At 38.5% G+C, this 17,953-nt stretch carries 19 protein-coding genes and 3 tRNA genes; 12 read left to right on the top strand and 10 right to left on the bottom strand.

From position 1 onward, the window contains the following. The first annotated feature begins 65 nt into the window (after positions 1–65). Both G3567_RS12375 and G3567_RS12370 read left to right on the top strand, forming a co-directional pair. Positions 66–452, top strand: a complete 387-nt coding sequence (locus G3567_RS12375) for an RNA-binding S4 domain-containing protein (RefSeq protein WP_164005629.1) — start codon at positions 66–68, stop codon at positions 450–452. Between the two features lies 1 nt (position 453). Beyond that, on the top strand, positions 454–954 hold the full coding sequence (locus tag G3567_RS12370; RefSeq protein WP_164005628.1) for a phosphoribosyltransferase family protein: 501 nt from the start codon (positions 454–456) through the stop codon (positions 952–954). On the opposite strand, the gene G3567_RS12365 is transcribed toward G3567_RS12370, so the two are convergent. Continuing rightward, positions 951–1,481 carry a shikimate kinase gene (locus G3567_RS12365; RefSeq protein WP_164005627.1) on the bottom strand — a complete coding sequence of 177 codons (531 nt, stop codon included), beginning with the start codon at positions 1,479–1,481 and terminating at the stop codon, positions 951–953. The genes G3567_RS12370 and G3567_RS12365 overlap by 4 nt on opposite strands. 104 nt (positions 1,482–1,585) lie before the next feature. On the opposite strand from G3567_RS12365, the gene G3567_RS12360 reads away from it, so the two are divergent. The 6 genes from G3567_RS12360 (at position 1,586) to G3567_RS12335 (ending at position 4,143) form a co-directional block, all read left to right on the top strand. After that, positions 1,586–1,658 (top strand) — tRNA-Lys (locus G3567_RS12360). Between the two features lie 59 nt (positions 1,659–1,717). After that, positions 1,718–1,790 (top strand) — tRNA-Lys (locus G3567_RS12355). Between the two features lie 189 nt (positions 1,791–1,979). Then, positions 1,980–2,063, top strand: a tRNA-Leu gene (locus tag G3567_RS12350). Between the two features lie 228 nt (positions 2,064–2,291). Next, complete coding sequence (locus G3567_RS12345; protein ID WP_164005626.1) at positions 2,292–2,975, top strand: SDR family NAD(P)-dependent oxidoreductase; 684 nt, start codon at positions 2,292–2,294, stop codon at positions 2,973–2,975. 102 nt (positions 2,976–3,077) lie between these two features. After that, positions 3,078–3,278, top strand: coding sequence for a PLDc N-terminal domain-containing protein (locus G3567_RS12340; RefSeq protein ID WP_164005625.1), 201 nt, complete (start codon positions 3,078–3,080; stop codon positions 3,276–3,278). A 97-nt stretch (positions 3,279–3,375) separates the two neighbouring features. Further along, positions 3,376–4,143 carry a class I SAM-dependent methyltransferase gene (locus G3567_RS12335; protein WP_164005624.1) on the top strand — a complete coding sequence of 256 codons (768 nt, stop codon included), beginning with the start codon at positions 3,376–3,378 and terminating at the stop codon, positions 4,141–4,143. Here G3567_RS12335 and G3567_RS12330 read toward each other — a convergent pair. From G3567_RS12330 to G3567_RS12295, 8 genes are all read right to left on the bottom strand, one after another. Then, complete coding sequence (locus G3567_RS12330; RefSeq protein WP_164005623.1) at positions 4,140–5,144, bottom strand: FAD:protein FMN transferase; 1,005 nt, start codon at positions 5,142–5,144, stop codon at positions 4,140–4,142. The genes G3567_RS12335 and G3567_RS12330 overlap by 4 nt on opposite strands. A 124-nt stretch (positions 5,145–5,268) precedes the next feature. Continuing rightward, positions 5,269–5,628 (bottom strand): Na(+)-translocating NADH-quinone reductase subunit F, encoded by a 360-nt coding sequence (locus G3567_RS12325; RefSeq protein ID WP_164005622.1) that lies wholly within the window; start codon positions 5,626–5,628, stop codon positions 5,269–5,271. Between the two features lie 60 nt (positions 5,629–5,688). Then, a complete protein-coding gene (gene nqrF, locus G3567_RS12320) occupies positions 5,689–6,978 on the bottom strand; it encodes an NADH:ubiquinone reductase (Na(+)-transporting) subunit F (protein ID WP_164005621.1) in 1,290 nt (429 codons plus the stop codon). A gap of 12 nt (positions 6,979–6,990) precedes the next feature. Continuing rightward, positions 6,991–7,605: an NADH:ubiquinone reductase (Na(+)-transporting) subunit E gene (gene nqrE / locus G3567_RS12315; RefSeq protein ID WP_093366515.1), complete on the bottom strand. Its 615-nt coding sequence runs from the start codon at positions 7,603–7,605 to the stop codon at positions 6,991–6,993. Between the two features lie 14 nt (positions 7,606–7,619). Continuing rightward, positions 7,620–8,369 carry an NADH:ubiquinone reductase (Na(+)-transporting) subunit D gene (locus G3567_RS12310; RefSeq protein ID WP_164005620.1) on the bottom strand — a complete coding sequence of 250 codons (750 nt, stop codon included), beginning with the start codon at positions 8,367–8,369 and terminating at the stop codon, positions 7,620–7,622. A 2-nt stretch (positions 8,370–8,371) separates the two neighbouring features. Then, positions 8,372–9,097: an NADH:ubiquinone reductase (Na(+)-transporting) subunit C gene (gene nqrC, locus G3567_RS12305; protein WP_164005619.1), complete on the bottom strand. Its 726-nt coding sequence runs from the start codon at positions 9,095–9,097 to the stop codon at positions 8,372–8,374. A 2-nt stretch (positions 9,098–9,099) separates the two neighbouring features. Next, entirely contained in the window at positions 9,100–10,272 is a 1,173-nt protein-coding gene (locus G3567_RS12300) for an NADH:ubiquinone reductase (Na(+)-transporting) subunit B (RefSeq protein ID WP_164005618.1), read from the bottom strand. Between the two features lie 14 nt (positions 10,273–10,286). Beyond that, a complete protein-coding gene (locus G3567_RS12295) occupies positions 10,287–11,630 on the bottom strand; it encodes a Na(+)-translocating NADH-quinone reductase subunit A (RefSeq protein ID WP_164005617.1) in 1,344 nt (447 codons plus the stop codon). Positions 11,631–11,735: 105 nt separating this feature from the next. Here G3567_RS12295 and G3567_RS12290 point away from each other — a divergent pair, with 105 nt between their 5' ends. Together G3567_RS12290 and pruA are read left to right on the top strand one after the other, a co-directional pair. After that, positions 11,736–13,025, top strand: coding sequence for a type IX secretion system plug protein (locus tag G3567_RS12290; protein WP_164005616.1), 1,290 nt, complete (start codon positions 11,736–11,738; stop codon positions 13,023–13,025). A 101-nt stretch (positions 13,026–13,126) separates the two neighbouring features. Continuing rightward, a complete protein-coding gene (gene pruA / locus G3567_RS12285) occupies positions 13,127–14,752 on the top strand; it encodes an L-glutamate gamma-semialdehyde dehydrogenase (protein WP_164005615.1) in 1,626 nt (541 codons plus the stop codon). Positions 14,753–14,840: 88 nt separating this feature from the next. Here the strand turns inward: pruA and rsmG are convergent, their stop codons facing one another. Continuing rightward, the gene (gene rsmG / locus G3567_RS12280; protein ID WP_164005614.1) at positions 14,841–15,470 is read right to left on the bottom strand and encodes a 16S rRNA (guanine(527)-N(7))-methyltransferase RsmG; all 630 of its coding nucleotides are present in this window, start codon (positions 15,468–15,470) and stop codon (positions 14,841–14,843) included. Between the two features lie 192 nt (positions 15,471–15,662). Between rsmG and G3567_RS12275 the strand changes: the two genes are divergently transcribed. Together G3567_RS12275 and G3567_RS12270 are read left to right on the top strand one after the other, a co-directional pair. Continuing rightward, on the top strand, positions 15,663–16,757 hold the full coding sequence (locus G3567_RS12275; protein WP_164005613.1) for a fatty acid desaturase family protein: 1,095 nt from the start codon (positions 15,663–15,665) through the stop codon (positions 16,755–16,757). A 10-nt stretch (positions 16,758–16,767) separates the two neighbouring features. After that, positions 16,768–17,952 carry a pyridoxal phosphate-dependent aminotransferase gene (locus G3567_RS12270; protein ID WP_164005612.1) on the top strand — a complete coding sequence of 395 codons (1,185 nt, stop codon included), beginning with the start codon at positions 16,768–16,770 and terminating at the stop codon, positions 17,950–17,952. The last annotated feature ends 1 nt before the right edge of the window (position 17,953 follow it).

Raw genomic sequence — 17,953 nt, 5'->3', positions numbered from 1 at the left:
AACTGTAATTTTTGCCGCAAGATACGATTTTCTTCTATTTTTGTTGAAGAATAAATTCGATTTTGATGAGAGTAGACAAATACTTGTGGGCCGTGAGATACTTTAAAACCAGAAGCATTGCCAGCAATGCCTGCAAGAAAGGTCATGTCAAAATAAAAGGAGAATCGGTAAAGCCTTCGAGGAATGTGTATCCAACCGATAAGATTGAAATTAGAAAAAATCAAATCCATTATCAAATCGAAGTCTTAGATCTGCCAAAATCCAGGGTTGGTGCCAAATTAGCGAACATCTATTGCCTTGACATCACGCCGAAGGAAAACCTAGAAAAACTTGACTTGCTTAAGTATTCTCAGGAGTACTACAGAAAAAAAGGAGCGGGCAGACCTACCAAAAAAGACAGAAGAGAGCTGGACGATCTCAAAGACAATACGAAAGACGACATAGAAGAATAAAATGAAAACAGAACCTACCTTAATTTTATCTGAAGAAGATATCAAAATTAAAACCAAGCGGATTGCTTTGCAAATTCTGGAAACTTGCCTGGACGACGACAACATCGTAATCGCTGGAATTGAAGACAATGGAGCTAAGCTTGCAGAATTGATTTCTGAAGAGATAAAGAAATTGTCTGATACGAGTATAGTTCTGGCCAGGGTTAAACTGGACAAGAAAAACCCATTACAATCGATTGAAGTTTCTGTTGACTCCTCTGCTTATAAAAACAAAAGTTTAATTTTGGTAGACGATGTTTTAAACACGGGATCCACCCTTATGTTTGCCGCAAAGCATTTTCTGGAGGTTCCCTTGAAGCAGTTTAAAACCGCCGTCCTGGTAGACAGGAATCATAAAAATTACCCCATCAAAGCGGACTATAAAGGAATTTCATTATCGACTTCACTCAATGAGAGAGTTGATGTGAATTTTGAAAGTCCTGCTAAAGCAGAGCTGATTTAAGTGTTTTGATTCATGACCTGAATCAATTCGTCTAAACTTTCAGAGGCATCCTTACCGGTAAGGTCCAGAACATGATCGGCCATATAATAAAACTGCTGCCGTTCAAAGAGATGCTTTCTCACAAATTCCTCAAATTCATTTTTATCTTCATAGTGTGAAATAAGTGGTCTAAATTCTCTCTGAAGAAAAAGCCTGTCTACTAAAGTTTGTATATTGAGTTTTAGATAGACCGATACTACTCCCGGGGATTCCATGATGTTATGCATGTTTCGCCCATAAACGGGGGTGCCCCCGCCAAGGGATAGCACAAAGTTGTCTTCTTTTGTAATGATTTCCTGCAAGGCCAGAGATTCTGCTTTTCGAAAGTAGATTTCACCTTTTTTCCGGAACAGCTCTGAAATTGAAAGTTGTTCTTTGCTTTCGATGTAAGTATCGAGATCGATAAATTTCAACTGAAAAGCTTTAGCTAAAAGCCGACCTAAAGTTGACTTTCCTACCCCCATATATCCTAATAAAACAACCTTCATAAATTCCCGCTTTTGAACAAATTAAAAATGTTTCAAATTTAATTTATTTTTACTTGATAAAACGAAGGAAGGTATTATATTTGCACCCGCAAAAAGACGCATTAGATCTGGTAGCTCAGTTGGTAGAGCATCTCCCTTTTAAGGAGAGGGTCCTGGGTTCGAGCCCCAGCCAGATCACACAAATTCCCGTGCTTGTCACGGGAATCTTATTAGATTCAAGTTCTTAAGCATTCAGAGATCTGGTAGCTCAGTTGGTAGAGCATCTCCCTTTTAAGGAGAGGGTCCTGGGTTCGAGCCCCAGCCAGATCACAAATTTAGTTAGTATCCAGTTGGGCGAGAAGTTTATGCTGAGCAAAGTCGAAGCAAGCCCCTCCGAACGGAGTTATCCGGGCGAGCAGGCAGATCTTTTTTTTATTCCTGACTTAACCTCTATAAACTTCGATGTATTGTCTTCAGTAAACTGAATACGTTAATTAAGTTTATATTTGTAATTATAATGCCCAGGTGCTGGAACTGGTAGACAGGCATGGTTGAGGGCCATGTGTCCATTAGGGCGTGCGGGTTCGACTCCCGCTCTGGGCACTTTTTAAATACCCGAATTCCTTCTTAAACCTGCACTTAGAATCTGTGCTCGTCTTGAACCACTTCTTACTCAGTTTTCCTTATCTCTAAAACCTAAAAGCACTTTGAACTTAAGGTTTCCTATCCCCAAATTAACTTAAAATACTTATTTATCAGTTTGACTTATTTGCAAAGGATAGCCTTGTATAAGTTGATAAATAGTCTTAATTTTTAATAAAATCTAAAGTCATGATCGATATAAAAAATAAAAACGCGCTTGTTACAGGATCTTCCCGTGGAATCGGGCAGCAAATAGCCCTTGGACTTGCTGAAAAGGGATGTCATGTGATTGTTCACGGCAGAAAACCTGAGCATTGCGAGGAAACACTTAAACTTCTAAAGTCATATGAGGTTAATACTTATGCTGTCCACGGCGAATTGTCTGAAAAAGAAGGTATAGAACAGGTTATAGAACAGGTAAATAAACTGGAGATCTCCATTGATATCCTATATAATAATGCCGCGATAATGACGAGCTACAAAGAAGACTTCTGGGATCACCAGTGGGAGGATTGGATGGAAAGCATGAAAGTTAATGTTCTGAGCGTTTACAAGCTGTGTAGTGCATTTATACCTCAAATGATCGAAAATGGCTTTGGCAGGGTGATTAATTTGGTTTCCGGAATAAAGGATCAGCCCGAATTATTACCTTATAGTGCCTCAAAATGGGCTGCCTCAAAGATCACTATTGACCTTGCCGTAAAACTGGAAGGAACGGGGGTCAGAGTCAACTCCTTAGATCCGCAATGGATATCCACAGATTTAGGGGGCGAATTTGCGGATCATACGGTAGATGAGGTTTTACCTGGAGCCCTCCAGCCTGCCATGATCGAAAATGACGGTCCAAATGGCGAAACTTTTTCTGCGATTTAGAAAAATAAACTGTAATTTTAATGACAGAGCGATAAATTGGCTTTTACATTAAAATTTATCGGCAGATATGAATAATCGAACACAGTAATAAAATCTAAGAAAATGATAGGAACCTGGCAGGCCATTATAATCATAACATTCATACTTAGTTTAATAATCACTTTGTGGGCTTTGATAGACATCGCAAGAAGTGAGTTTTCCGGAAACAACAAAGTCGTTTGGGTGTTAATCGTTTTATTTACCAACTTCCTGGGTGCGGTTTTATATTTTTTTATCGGAAGAAAACAGAAGATAAATCATTAAAATTGTATACTTTTCCACCTGGAAGGCTGCAGACAATAGGCTAAAATCGGGCAATTTAGAATATAATACAATCATCAAACTTCATATTTAAAGCATTTTGAAATCCCCTTTTCAAGTATTACTCAATGTATTTCCTAGACCTTTTTTAATTAAAGCCAGTTTACTATTAAGACCCATGCTGGTTTTGGCTTACCGGGGAAAAGCCTATAAAGATCCCATCGATGGAAAGACCTTTTCAAAGTTTTTGCCTTATGGCTATGAAAACCAAAGATCCAACGTTTTAAGCCCTTCCACGCTTTCTCTGGAAAGACACCGCCTGCTTTGGCTATACCTTCAACAGACCGATTTTTTTACCCGTCCTCAGAAAGTGCTACATTTTGCACCTGAACAGGCGTTTTATAAACGATTCAAAAACTTAAAAAATCTAGAGTACACCACTACAGACCTCAATTCTCCAATCGCAGATGTTAAAGCGGATATATGTGACTTACCTTTTGATACGGATAGCTTTGACACCATCATTTGCAATCATGTTTTGGAGCATATCAAGGACGATGCGAAAGCCATGAAAGAGCTGTACAGGGTACTCAAACCTAAGGGCATGGCTATTCTTCAGATTCCCCAGGACATCAACAGAGCAACAACATTTGAAGACGACTCCGTGGTTGACCCCAAAGAAAGAGCCAAGATTTTCGGGCAGTATGACCACCTGAGAATTTATGGCCTTGATTTTTTTGATAAGCTGAAATCTATCGGTTTTGAAGTCAAAGCAGTGGATTTGACTGCAGATATGGAAGATTCTGAAATCGAGTATTACCGTTTACAAAAGGGCGAAATCATTCCTGTGTGTTTTAAACCTGCCTAAAATTCTTCGACGGAGTCCTGAAGTTTCTCCGAGATGTAAGTTTTTTGATTTCCGCTCTTATCACTGTAAATAAATATAACATCCAGGTCTTGGTTTGACTTAAGAAATTCCATTGCCTTTTCAAATCCCATCGCCATGAAAGCGGTGGCATAAGCATCGGCATCGGTGCAGGTATCAGCAATAACTGAAGCTGACAGGATATCGGTTTTCTGTGATTTTCCCGTTTTAGGATTAATCGTGTGAACATATTTCTGACCAGTTTCAGCATCTACTCTGAATTTTCTGTAATTTCCAGAAGTAGCCAGAGATTCATCCTTAAGCTTAACCCCATATTTTATTTCTCTGGAACCATCCTCAAGCGGCAATTCTATGCCAATGATCCAGGGACTATTGCTGTCGAGATTGCTCCCTTTTACTTTCACTTCACCTCCGATTTCGACCAGGTAATTTTTTGAACCTTTGGATTCCAGAAAATCTCCGAACACATCTACTGTATACCCTTTAGCGATAGCATTAAAATCCAAGTATAAGGTTGACTTGGTGGATTCAATCCTGTTCATATCAGTCAATTGTAAGTTATCAAAACCCACAAATTGAAACAGGGAATCAATATCCCGGTCCGTCACCTCTTCATAATAACCGCCTGGACCAAAGCCATAGGCATTCACCAGCAAACCGACACTGGGATCGAAATAACCTTCTGTAGCATCAAAAATGCGTTTAGAGGCCCTGAAAACGTTTTGGAAATGATTGTCGACCACTATAGACCTATTGCCAGCATTGATTTTAGAAATGTCTGAATCTGGTATATACGTGCTCATGGAAGCATTAATGATGTCCAAAAGCGAACTGAAATCAGACGGCTGAAATGATGCCTCACTGGAAAAATATTTAATGGTATAGGTGGTACCCAATGCATTACCCTGGAGTGTTTTTACACTAGGGGACTCGCCGCAGGAAATGAGAAAAAAACTGGATAAGAGTACTAATAGATATTTCATGTGCGTGTTTTTATATCGATGGAAAATTACGACTGTCTTAACTGTTCAGCCTGGCAGATCTTAGGTTTGAGAATTTAAATAATCCACACGCTAAGTGTATATAGATTAATTTGATTAGATGCTTTTATTTGATTTCAATTAATTCTGAATAATTTAAAACATAGTCCTCTTCGGAATCTACAGGAAGTTCATAACTCACCGAATTGGCAATTCCAACTCCGGCGTAAAAGGTTTTGGCATGGTGAGTAGCAGCATGCTTTGCGACTTTGTGCATGAGTTCCTCATTGTATAAAACAGGGTTTTTCGGATATTTTACAGCGCGGACCACAACAAAAATGAGCTGTTTATCCTTTGTAGCTACAAACTGTGGATTTTTTGACTTTTTACTGTTAACTGCCAAAAACTCATACCCCATGTCTTCTAAATCTTTTCCAACAACATTCATGGCAAGATTGTGGAGTTGCTGCTCTGTGAGTAATGCCATAAGCTTAGAGATAAAAAAACCCAAACAAGGAGTGTTTGGGTTTGGTTCATTTACTATATCTTATCCTCCAAAGTCATCAAATCTGATGTTTTCATCGGGAATTCCAAAATCTTCGCCCATTTTTTGAACGGCCTGGTTCATCAGTGGAGGGCCACAGAAATACAATTCAATATCTTCAGGCTCTTCATGATGACTTAAATAATTATCGATCACACATTGGTGAATGAATCCTACAAAGCCATCACCTTCTCCGTCAAGTCCATCTTTAACTTTCCAGTTGTCCTCTTCCTGAGGTTCGGATAGCGCAAGATAGAATTTAAAGTTTGGAAAATCTCTTTCTAATGCTCTAAAATGCTCAGTGTAAAACAATTCACGCTTAGAACGACCTCCGTACCAGAAGGTCACTTTTCTGTCGGTTTGAAGGGTTCTGAATAAATGGTATAAGTGAGAACGCATTGGAGCCATACCGGCACCACCACCAACATAAAGCATTTCGGCTTCGCTTTCATTGATGAAAAATTCACCGTAAGGTCCGGAGATAGTAACTTTATCACCTTCTTTACATCCGAAGATATAAGAGGAAGCCACCCCTGGATTAACGTCCATCCAGTCTCCTTTAGCTCTGTCAAAAGGAGGCGTAGCAATACGTACATTCAGCATGACGCGCTTACCTTCTGCAGGATAGGAAGCCATAGAATAGGCTCTTTCCACGGTTTCAGTGTTTTTCATCACAAGCGGCCATAGTTTAAAGTTATCCCACTCGGTTTTGAATTTATCTACTTCATCCGGATGCTCCTCTGGATGTGCACTGATATCCATATCTTCAAATTTCACTTCGCAGGGAGGAACTTCAATCTGAATATAACCTCCAGCCTTGTAATCCATGTCTTCAGGAATTTCAACAATAAATTCCTTGATAAACGAAGCCACGTTATAATTTGAAACAACAGTTGCCTGCCATTTTTTGATTCCGAAAACTTCTTCAGGAATCTCAATTTTCATATCTTGTTTGACTTTAACTTGGCAACCAAGTCTCCAGCCCTCAGCAATTTCCTTTCTTGTAAAATGAGGTTCTTCAGTTGGTAAAATAGCACCACCTCCATCTTTTACAATACACTTGCATTGAACACAGGTACCACCACCTCCACAGGCAGAAGGTAGAAACAATTTATTATCACTCAAAGTGGTTAACAACGTAGAACCTGAATCTACTTCTAAATCTTCTTCACCATTCACATTAATCTTAACCGGACCCGAGGGCGATAATTTTGCTTTAGCTGATAATAATATAATGACCAGCAACAAAATTAAGGTTAAGAATACTGCTACACTCGCTAATATAACTGTCATAATCTTCTTTGTTTATAATTTAATACCCATAAAACTCATAAATCCAATCGCCATCAATCCGGTAATGATAAAGGTGATTCCAAGACCCTTAAGCGGGGCAGGAACATTGGAGTAAGCAATTTTTTCTCTAATCGCTGCAATAGCAAGGATGGCTAAAAACCAGCCGATGCCACTACCAAGACCATATACAGCAGCGCCTTCGATGCCGCTAAAATCTTTTTGCTGCATAAATAAAGAACCTCCCAGAATAGCACAGTTTACAGCAATCAGAGGTAAAAAGATACCCAAAGACCCGTATAAAGCAGGAGCAAATTTTTCGACAATCATCTCCACTAACTGTACCATAGAAGCAATAACTGCTATAAACATGATAAAGCTAAGAAAACTCAAATCTACACTGGCAAATTCTGAGCCTAACCAACTAAGTGCGCCGGGCTGCAGTAAGTAATTATCCAAAAGGTAATTGACAGGCACGGTGATTAACAGTACAAAAATAACTGCAAGACCCAGACCCACAGCGGTTTTCACTGTTTTGGATACAGCCAGGTAAGAACACATGCCTAAAAAATAGGCGAAAATCATATTTTCTATGAAAATACTTTTGACAAATAAGTTTATTAAATCCATCTATGAGGTTTTATTTAATTTTCTTCAATTAATTTTCTGTTTCTTGCTCTCTGAATCCAGATTAAGACACCCACAACAATAAGAGCCATAGGAGATAAGAGGAAAAACCCATTATCTTCATAACCCAGGGCATACAATCCCGTGGATTCTGCTAAAGTAACACCCTTATGGCCTAATATTTCATAGCCAAGCAGCTTACCCGAACCAAATAATTCTCTGAAAAAAGCAACGATGATGAGGATAAGTCCATATCCAGCCGCATTTCCAATACCGTCAAGGAAAGATTTGTAAACCCCATTCCCTAAAGCAAAAGCTTCAAGACGACCCATAATGATACAGTTGGTGATGATCAAACCGATAAAAATGGATAATTGCTTACTTACATCGAAAGCGTAAGCTTTTAAAATTTGATCCACAAGAATTACCATAGAAGCCACTACAACGAGTTGCACAATAATCCTGATTCGACTTGGAATTGAATTTCTTAAAAGCGAAATAATGACGTTACTAAAAGCCATAACGAAAACCACAGCCAGGGACATAACGATCGCAGGTTTTAACTGAACCGTAATGGCCAAAGCGGAACAAATACCTAAAACCTGAACCGTAATAGGATTGTTATCGTCTAAAGGATCTTTTAAAATTTTTCGGTTGGCCTTGGACAGGAAGTGTTCTTTCTCTTCAGAACTCGATAAAAAGAGAAGCATTTCGCTTTTCTTCTTTTCTTCTGCAGTCTGAGGCTTTTGATTTTTTTCTAAGCTCATAATTATCTGGTTACAACTTTAATATCTTGGCGCTTTTTAAAGAAAGGCAAGTAATTTTTCAATCGATTCTCAATCATTTCAGAAACACCATCACTTGTAATTGTGGCGCCTGAAATAGAGTCCACTTTATTATCGTCTTTGTCATTTCCACCGCTATAGCCTTTCACAACATTCACTCCCACTAGTTCGCCCTTATCATTGAAGATTTTTTCGTCTACAAAACGCTGCTGAAACCAGTCGGTGGTAATTTCAGCACCAAGGCCAGCAGTTTCACCTTTGTGGTCATACACAACCCCCTTAACGGTATTTGCATCATCTTTCAATGCGATATAACCCCAGATGGCATCCCAAAGTCCACTACCTCTCAAAGGAGCAATATAGTATTCTGAGCCTTCGTAATTTGCGATATACAAGGGGAAAGTCTGCTCCTCTTCTGGTTTTGAGAGTTCCTTAGCTAAATCTACCTCAAAAGCATTGACTTCAGTTTTTTCTTCACCTTTATGGTCTAAGGACAACTGTTGAGTAATATGTTTATTAAATAACTCCTCAGCATTTTCTCTATCGGTCTGAATTCCAATAGTTGCTAGAATATTTTGCATTTTTTCTTTACGAACATTTTCTTTTTGCAATGGGCTTAAGGTAGTCGCAGTAAAAGAAAGTGTTACTGCAACGACAATGACCATGACTATCGCAAAAATAAATGTATATGCATTACTGTTTTTATTCATCGCTAGGCTGTTTTTACACTTTTCGTTTCTAATCGTTTTTTTCTCTTCTTGATGTTACCCTCAATCACATAATGATCAATGGTTGGAGCAAACACATTAAGCAGTAATATGGACAGCATAATGCCTTCTGGATATGCTGGATTCAGTGTACGGATTAAGATAGCTGTTAAGCCGATCAAGGCTCCGTAAATCCATTTTCCTTTCATCGTTTGGGCAGCACTAACCGGATCTGTTGCCATAAACACAATACCAAAAGCAAAGCCACCAACGACCAGGTGGTTATACCATGGAAAGTTTGTCAGTCCATTCCCTTCTACTCCCATAGATGGCAGTGCATTCAATAGTAAACCCATCGCTGCTGCACCAAGAATACCGCTTAATATAATTCTCCAGCTACCAACTTTGGTAAGGACTAATAACAGGGCACCAACGGCGATACATAAAGTTGAAGTTTCGGCGATAGACCCCGGAATGACGCCGGTAAACATTTCTGCAGTATTATAACCCACTTCTTTGTTAGCGGCAAGAGAACCTAAAATTGTTTCTCCTGAAATTGTATCTACTGTTGAAGCTTCACTCACCCAAATTTTGTTACCAGACATATAGGTCGGGTAGGCAAAGAAGGCAAATGCTCTTGCGGTAAGTGCCGGGTTAAGAATATTCATGCCTGTACCTCCAAAAGCTTCCTTCCCTATTAAAACTGCAAATATCACTGACAAAGCTACCATCCATAATGGAATATCGATAGGCATAATCATAGGAATAAGCAAGCCTGTTACGAGATAACCTTCATTGACTTCGTGTCCTCTCATGATGGCAAAAGCAAACTCAAGCCCAAGACCAACGGCATAAGACACCACAATCATTGGCACTATCTTATACGCGCCGTGTAGAAAAGCTTCAAGAAATGTTGGTTCTACACCAAGCTGAACGTAATGCTGGTATCCGCCATTCCACATTCCAAAAATCAAAGCAGGAATCAAGGCTAACACAACGGTTATCATCGTCCTCTTCAAATCTACTGCATCTCTAATGTGCGCGCCTTTCTTGGTAGTATGATCCGGCACAAACAGGAACGTATCTAGCGCATTTATCGCTGGACGATACTTCTCAAGCTTGTTACCCGGCTCAAAAGGCTCCTTAATTTGATCAATTTTCTGTCTAATCCAATTCATGTTTATATATAAATTTATCCTACTTCTGTTATCATAATATCCAAACCGTTGCGAATAATTGCTTGAGCTTCAATTTTGGATGTATTTGTGTATTCTACTAAGGCAAAATCTTCAGGAACAACCTCGTAAATTCCAAGGTTTTCCATTTTCTCTATATCACCGGCCATACAGGCTTTTATAAGTTGCATTGGTAAAATATCCAGAGGCATAACCTCCTCCATTTCTCCAGTAACAACCAATGCTCTTTCCTCTCCGTTTAGGTTGGTATTCACTTCATATTTCTTATTTGGAAACAACCAGGACAAGGAGGTTTTTGAAGCAGAGTGAATATCGTTATCCTTAAAAGGAAGCCAGCCAAACATTCTGTATTCATTTCCTTCCGGAATCACCGTTAAGGTGTTGGAGAAGAAATTGATGTAACCATCTTCTTCTATTTTTTCGCCCGTCAGTACATTTCCACTTATGATTCTGGAATTGTCTTCCTGATCTTTCAAAATTGAAGAGACTTCAGCCCCGATTATAGTTTTGAAATATTTTCTATGTTTTGCTGCTGTACCGGTAACCACTACGGTTCTTTCAGCATTATACTTGCCCGTTTTGAACTGCTCCCCGATGATGGCGACGTCTTCAGGATTTATAGTCCAGACGCGTTCCCCTCTGTTCATGGGTTCTGTTTCATGAATCAAAGTTCCTACGTTACCAGCAGGATGAGGACCAGAAACAGTAATCAATTCGACATTTTCAATATCTTTAAGAAAACTTGCAGACTGCTTATCTACGCCAAGATAAACCTTACCTCCTGTTAGCTTAGTCAAAGCATTGATTCCATTTTGAAAAAACTCTGCTTTATCTTTTAAGATAAATTCATAGTCAGCCGATAATGGAGCTGTATCATAAGCAGAGATGTAAATCGCCTTTGGTGTATCCTCAGCATCAGCTGGAATGTTGTAAGGTCTTTGATTTAAAAAAACACCTAATCCAGAAGAAAATATTCTGTCTTTAACTTCAGAAGAATTTGACTTTAAAGGATCCATGACGCCAAAATCCTTGTAAGACAGTTCATCATCAGCCTCTATAATAACACTTAAAATTTTTCGTTTAGCACCACGCTTGATTTCCTTTAAAGTTCCGCTAACCGGAGATACAACTCTGGTTTTATCGGAATATTTAGAGAAAAAAACTTCATCACCAGCTTTTAATTTAGCTCCTTCTTTGAGAACCATTTTAGGCACCAGAGAATGAAAATTTGAAGGCCTTAAAGCAACTGTTTTCGATTTTTGAGCTTGCTCAATAGAATTTTCTGCTTCACCTTTTAGCTTTAGCGTTAAACCCTTTTTAATCTTTATGTCTATGGGCATCTGTAAATAAAATTTTATTTGGTTTGCAAATTTAATAATTTAACTTACATTCTTAAAGCAAACAAATCTTATAGTTCTATTATTTATATTCAATCTAAACAACTTATGATTCCCACAAATTTCAGGCTTTACTCGCGTTTTTCAAAGCCAATCTTCATAATTTTAATAAGTTTTACGAATTATTTGTCTTTTGGCCAGGAGGTTTACGAGACTTTGCCTCCAGATTTTATTAAAACCATCGAGTTTTTTGGATCAAACAGTGAATTTAGCGGTACGCCAGTCATCCCTCTGCAGGGTTCAATTTTACTTAAGTTTGACGATTTAACAGCAGCTGAAAATGATTACTACTACGAAATTGAACATTATAATTTTGACTGGACGCCTTCTAAACTTTCCAAAAATGAATTTTTAGAGGGATTTGACGACATACGGTTATTTGATTACAAAAACTCCTTTACCACCTTACAGGCCTACACCCATTACGAGTTGAAATTACCCAATCAAAACACCCGCCGTCTTAAAGTAAGCGGCAATTATATGCTCAAGATTTTTAATGCGGATAAACAGATTCTTTTTTCAAGAAAATTTATCGTGTATGAAAATCTGGTCGATGTGGAGGTACAGATAAGACGATCCAGGACTCTGGAATTTATTGCTGAAAAACAAGTGGTCAATTTCGAAATAGGACGGAAAGACTTCTTTTTCCGCAATCCAGATCAGACCGTAAAAACGGCAGTGGTTCAAAACAACGATTTCACGACAGCCATCTTCAATCTTAAACCCCAGTTTACGCTTGGCAATACCTTGGTTTATAAATACGATAAAGAATCCTCCTTTTGGGGAGGAAATGAATATTTGAACTTCGACAATAGCGATATCAGACAGGGGAGTATGAGAATAAAACGCGTAGAATTGTTGGATTTGTATAACACCTATCTATACCCGAATTTTGATAGAGAAGGAAGGGAATACACTTACAATCCGGACATAAACGGCGCCTTTAAGATCAACTCCTTACAGGGAGAAAATATTGATATTGAATCTGAATACGCTAAAGTTCATTTTTCATTGCTTAGTTCTAAGGATCTGGATGGCGGTGAAATTCACCTCTACGGAAGGTTTAATAACTACGTACTGGATGACAGCACCTTAATGGTAGCCGATGAAATGAAAAGAAATACGTTCAGCAATGTTTTACTATTGAAGCAGGGTTTCTACAATTTTAAATATGTTTATTTAGACAAAACCGGAAACTTTATAGAAGGTTTTATTAGTGATAATCACGAAATCACTGAAAACGATTATCAGGTAATTGTCTACTACAGAGATATTGGAGCCAGGTTCGACAGAGTTATAGGAACAGGTTCTGGAAATAGCTTGAATATTACTAATTAAGTTATATTAACAAGTATTAATAAAAGCTTACCATCATTATTTTTCTTAGTATAACATAAAATCTATATTTGTAAAGATGAACTATTAAAAAAAGAAAAATTATGGGAAAAGGATATTTTCAAGTGCCTAGCGCTATAAACGAAACGATAAAAACATATGCCCCTGGTTCTCCAGAACGGGATTCTATAGAAAAGATGTATAAGAAACTATACAATCAAAAAGCTGAAATTCCATTATATATTGGTGATAAAGAAATCAAAACAGGAAATACCAAAAGCATAAGACCTCCGCATGATCATCAGCATGAAGTAGGTATTTATCATACGGCTGATGAACAGCACGTTGAACAAGCTATAGATACTGCCCTGGAAGCCAGAAAAGAATGGGCTAAATTACCTTGGGAACAAAGAGCAGCTGTATTTCTAAAAGCAGCAGATTTGATTTCCGGACCCTACAGAGATAAGATGAATGCAACGACCATGATCGGTCAGTCAAAAACGGTTTTTCAGGCTGAAATTGATTCTGCCTGTGAAATTTGTGACTTCTTGAGATTTAATGTGGAGTACATGACTGAAATCTACAGGGAACAACCAGAATCTGCAGATAATGAATGGAACAGACTTGAACACAGACCTCTTGAAGGTTTTGTCTATGCTATTACTCCTTTCAACTTCACCGCTATTGCCGGTAACCTGCCATCAAGTGCAGCTCTTATGGGTAATGTTGCCGTTTGGAAACCGAGTGACAGCCAAATGCTCTCTGCACAGGTAATCATGGAAGTGTTCAAAGAAGCTGGTTTACCCGATGGTGTTATCAATATGATTATTGGTGACCCCGTTATGATAACTGATAAAATATTAGCCCGAAAAGAATTTGCAGGTATTCACTTTACAGGAAGTACCAATGTGTTTAAAGACATTTGGTCTAAAATCGGTCAAAACATTCACAACTACAACACCTACCCTAGAATAGTAGGTGAGACCGGTGGTAAAGATTTCATAGTAGCTCACAAGTCTGCAGATGCGCAGGTCGTTGCTACTGCATTATTAAGAGGTGCTTTCGAATTTCAGGGTCAGAAATGTAGTGCTGCATCGAGATCATACATCTCAAACAGCCTCTGGCCAAGTGTCAAAGAAAAGCTTGTCAAAGATGTGAAGTCTATCAAAATGGGACCTACAGGAGATTTAAGCAATTTCATGGGCGCCGTGATTCACGAGCAGTCTTTCGATAAATTATCAAGTTATATTGAAAGAGCCAAGAAAAGCGATGAAGCAGAAATTATAGTAGGCGGTAATTGCGATAAATCTAAAGGTTATTTTGTAGAACCTACGGTGATTGTAACTACCAATCCTAACTATGAAACCATGGTCGAAGAATTATTTGGACCCGTATTGACGCTTTATGTGTATGATGATGAAAAATATGAAGAAACTCTGCACTTAGTGGATAATACAAGTCAATATGGATTGACAGGTTCTATCATTTCTACAGATCGCTATGCAGCATCGGTAGCAACGGATATCCTTCAGAATTCTGCCGGTAATTTCTACATCAATGACAAATGTACTGGTGCCGTTGTAGGTCGTCAGCCTTTTGGTGGTGCAAGAAATAGTGGTACTAACGATAAAGCGGGATCCAAGTTTAACCTGTTGAGATGGTCTTCACCAAGATTGATCAAAGAAACTTTTGTTCCGGCAACAGATTATACCTATCCTCATATGGGATAATAAAGCCTATATTTTAAAACAAAAATCCCTCAATAGTCACTATTGAGGGATTTTTTTATCCTGATTGTTGTTTTTTAAAGAGGCTCTGTTAGCCGCGGTATTTCATTGGCAGATAAACCACTTTTTTGGTGTCAAAAAAATCTTCTTCAAAGAGTTCTGAAAGTTCAAAAATCTCAACCGTCCGATAAGGTTTCAATTCTTCAGATAAATCTCCTCCTTTCAGGTATAGAATTCCATTTTTTCTGCCGTGTTTAGATTCTTTGGCAATTTTTCCTTTTACCCAATGCACAAAACTAGGCATCACAGCAACGGCCCGACTCACAATAAAATCGTATTCCCCAGAGATGTTCTCCACTCTATCATTTACAGCCGTTACATTTTTAAGCTCCAGGGCATCCACTACTTCTTCCACTACTTTAATTTTTTTACCGATGCTATCTACAAGGGTAAACTGAGTTTCGGGAAATAAAATAGCCAGGGGAATTCCTGGAAAACCACCGCCAGTACCCACATCTAAAATTTTGGAACCCGGTAAAAAAGTCTGAACTTTAGCTATTCCCAAACTGTGCAGAACGTGACGAATGTATATTTCGTCAATATCTTTTCTGGAAACCACATTTATCTTTTGATTCCAGTCTTTATATACTTCTGCAATGGCTTCGAATTGCTGGAGCTGAACTTCGCTTAACTCGGGAAAATACTGTTTTATTAATTTCAAATGATTTGTTTTTTTTGCAAAAATAAGAGTTCTGAACATCATACTGCTAAAATTCCTTCCAATTATGTAAGTCTGTACCTTTTGAAAAAAATCCAATCCCTTACTTAAACACTTATAAATCGAACACAATTGGCATTTGTATAAAGGCTTGGTATAGATAAATTTTTATATTTGTTTTCATAAATTTTTTCAATGACGAATCCAACGATTAAATTCTCCCGAAGAGACCCACAGAAGTTCTTTAGAACACTGAATAAAAGGGTTAACGAATACTTCAACGAAAATAACATCAAAAAAACCGGTAACTGGAAATTGCACCTTAAGACAATTTTCATGTTCAGTTTGTTTTTAAGTCCTTACTTCCTCATCTTATTTTTAGACATTTCAGATTGGTGGAAATTGTTATTCACCGTTCTGATGGGCGCTGGTATGGCTGGCGTCGGAATGAATGTGATGCATGATGGCAATCACGGTACCTATTCAAGAAAAAAATGGGTAAACAAATTCATGGGAAGTTCCATATATATTTTAGCCGGGAATGTCTACAACTGGCAGGTACAGCACAATGTGCTTCACCACACCTATACCAACATCCATGGACATGATGAAGATATAGACGCTGGAGGAATAATCAGATTTTCTAAACATGCGAAGTGGAAACGCTTTCATAAATTTCAACACATCTACTCTGTTTTCCTATATGGACTCTTAACCTTCAACTGGGCAATAACATCAGATTTTAAGCAAACCCGACGTTATTTAAAGCGTAGGTTGTCTTATGGAAAAATGCCAAGTCAATGGAAACAGTGGAGCATGCTTGCCGTTACCAAAGCCTTATACCTTTCCATTTGGATCGTCATCCCTATTTTGATAGGAATTGTATGGTGGAAAGTACTGTTAGGCTTTTTCGTTATGCATTACACAGCAGGATTGATATTGAGCGTCATTTTTCAACTGGCACATATGGTAGAAAACAATGATATGCCAATGCCGAATGAAGTTGGTGAAATGAAAAACACCTGGGCGATACACCAACTATTTACTACAACAAATTTCGCGACCAACAGCAAACTGATGAATTGGTTTAGTGGAGGGCTTAACCATCAGGTAGAGCACCATATATTTCCAAATATCAGTCATATCCATTATGATAAAATAAGTAAGATTGTAAAAGAAACCGCTTTAGAATTTAACCTTCCTTATAATGAGTACCATTCCACTTTAGAAGCAGTCAGATCTCATTTTAGACATTTAAGAACACTGGGAAGTGAACCTCAATTATCCTAAACCAATCCGTATGATTCAACTCTCTGATAAAATTCAAAAACTGGAAACCTCAGCTACCTTAGCTATGGCCGCTAAGGCTAGAGAACTAAAAGCGGAAGGAAAAGATATTATAGGTCTTAGTTTGGGTGAACCGGATTTTAACACACCCGATTTTATTAAAGAAGCCGCTATACAGGCAATAAACGATAACTATAACTCCTACTCCCCGGTAGACGGTTATGAAGATCTTAAAAAAGCGGTTCAGAAGAAATTCAAAAGAGACAATAACTTAGAGTACAACCTGAATCAGATAGTCGTTTCTACAGGTGCCAAGCAGTCGCTTTACAACGTAGCTTCTGTTCTTTTGAATCCAGGTGATGAAGTGATTCTTCCCTGTCCATATTGGGTGAGCTATAGTGACATCATCAAATTGAGTGGTGGAGTCCCAGTAGAAGTTCAAACGGACATTGATCAGGATTTTAAAATGACTCCAGAGCAATTGAAATCGGCCATCACGCCAAAAACTAAAATGCTTTGGTACAGCTCCCCTTGCAATCCAAGTGGGTCCGTTTATACCAAAGAAGAATTAACAGCACTGGCAGAGGTTCTTAAAGATTATCCCGATGTTGTTGTCGTAAGTGATGAAATTTACGAACACATCAACTTTGGCGAAGAGCGCTTCTCTATGGCCGAATTACCACACATGTATGACAGAACGGTTACTGTCAACGGCGTATCCAAAGCTTTTGCCATGACCGGCTGGAGAATTGGTTATATAGGTGCACCAGAAAAAATAGCCAATGCCTGTAAAAAATTACAGGGCCAGGTGACTAGTGGTGCAAATTGTATTGCACAAAGAGCAGTCATCACTGCCCTGGAAGCCCCTGTAGACAAAATCCAGTTCATGGTCGATAAATTCAAGTCGAGAAGAAAACTGATTTTAGATTTAATTGAAAGCATTCCCGGATTTGAATGCAATGAGCCCAAAGGAGCCTTTTATGTTTTTCCAAACGTCTCGTCTTTCTTCGGAAGTAATTACGGCGGCAAGAAAATTGAAAACGCTACCGATTTCTCCATGTTCCTATTGGAAGTGGCAAATGTAGCCACAGTGACAGGTGAAGCTTTCGGAAACCCGAATTGCATTAGAATTTCATACGCTGCCAGCGAAGCCAACATTGAAGAGGCTATGAAAAGAATTAAAAAATCATTAAGCTAGT

Origin of the sequence: Psychroflexus aurantiacus, assembly GCF_010820555.1 — a bacterium.
Taxonomy (GTDB): domain Bacteria; phylum Bacteroidota; class Bacteroidia; order Flavobacteriales; family Flavobacteriaceae; genus Psychroflexus; species Psychroflexus aurantiacus.
This window is presented reverse-complemented; position numbering and strand designations above follow the sequence as displayed.

Coding starts and splice junctions, on each gene's coding strand:
- G3567_RS12375 (WP_164005629.1), top strand. CDS start 66: ATGAGAGTAGACAAATACTTGTGGGCCGTGAGATACTTTAAAACCAGA.
- G3567_RS12370 (WP_164005628.1), top strand. CDS start 454: ATGAAAACAGAACCTACCTTAATTTTATCTGAAGAAGATATCAAAATT.
- G3567_RS12365 (WP_164005627.1), bottom strand. CDS start 1,481: ATGAAGGTTGTTTTATTAGGATATATGGGGGTAGGAAAGTCAACTTTA.
- G3567_RS12345 (WP_164005626.1), top strand. CDS start 2,292: ATGATCGATATAAAAAATAAAAACGCGCTTGTTACAGGATCTTCCCGT.
- G3567_RS12340 (WP_164005625.1), top strand. CDS start 3,078: ATGATAGGAACCTGGCAGGCCATTATAATCATAACATTCATACTTAGT.
- G3567_RS12330 (WP_164005623.1), bottom strand. CDS start 5,144: ATGAAATATCTATTAGTACTCTTATCCAGTTTTTTTCTCATTTCCTGC.
- G3567_RS12325 (WP_164005622.1), bottom strand. CDS start 5,628: ATGGCATTACTCACAGAGCAGCAACTCCACAATCTTGCCATGAATGTT.
- nqrF (WP_164005621.1), bottom strand. CDS start 6,978: ATGACAGTTATATTAGCGAGTGTAGCAGTATTCTTAACCTTAATTTTG.
- nqrE (WP_093366515.1), bottom strand. CDS start 7,605: ATGGATTTAATAAACTTATTTGTCAAAAGTATTTTCATAGAAAATATG.
- G3567_RS12310 (WP_164005620.1), bottom strand. CDS start 8,369: ATGAGCTTAGAAAAAAATCAAAAGCCTCAGACTGCAGAAGAAAAGAAG.
- nqrC (WP_164005619.1), bottom strand. CDS start 9,097: ATGAATAAAAACAGTAATGCATATACATTTATTTTTGCGATAGTCATG.
- G3567_RS12300 (WP_164005618.1), bottom strand. CDS start 10,272: ATGAATTGGATTAGACAGAAAATTGATCAAATTAAGGAGCCTTTTGAG.
- G3567_RS12295 (WP_164005617.1), bottom strand. CDS start 11,630: ATGCCCATAGACATAAAGATTAAAAAGGGTTTAACGCTAAAGCTAAAA.
- G3567_RS12290 (WP_164005616.1), top strand. CDS start 11,736: ATGATTCCCACAAATTTCAGGCTTTACTCGCGTTTTTCAAAGCCAATC.
- pruA (WP_164005615.1), top strand. CDS start 13,127: ATGGGAAAAGGATATTTTCAAGTGCCTAGCGCTATAAACGAAACGATA.
- G3567_RS12275 (WP_164005613.1), top strand. CDS start 15,663: ATGACGAATCCAACGATTAAATTCTCCCGAAGAGACCCACAGAAGTTC.
- G3567_RS12270 (WP_164005612.1), top strand. CDS start 16,768: ATGATTCAACTCTCTGATAAAATTCAAAAACTGGAAACCTCAGCTACC.